The sequence below is a fragment of the Paraburkholderia sp. SIMBA_030 genome (assembly GCF_046535245.1).
Lineage (GTDB): Bacteria > Pseudomonadota > Gammaproteobacteria > Burkholderiales > Burkholderiaceae > Paraburkholderia.
The window spans coordinates 1-242 of sequence record NZ_JAWRXB010001452.1; the positions used below are offsets into that span (position 1 = coordinate 1).

The 242-nt window shown below is 65.3% G+C and carries 1 protein-coding gene; it reads left to right on the top strand.

Annotation, left to right across the window (positions count from 1 at the left end; genetic code table 11):
- Positions 1 to 242: TerC family protein (locus tag SB772_RS44835; protein WP_410839131.1), on the top strand; the 242-nt coding region annotated here is incomplete at both ends.

Below are 242 nucleotides of genomic sequence, written 5' to 3' on the forward strand. Positions count from 1 at the left end.
GAAGGAAGAAGCGCACGTGGAAGACAGCCGCATCCTGCGCGTGATTCGCCGCGTGCTGCCGGTCGCGCCGCAACTCGAAGGCGGCGCGTTCGTGGTGCGGCGCGCGCATCCCGTCAGCGGCAAGCTCAAGCGCTACGCGACGCCGCTGCTCGTCGCGCTGCTGATGATCGAATTCGCCGATCTGATCTTCGCGGTCGACTCGATTCCCGCGATCTTCTCGATCACGACCGATCCGTTCATCG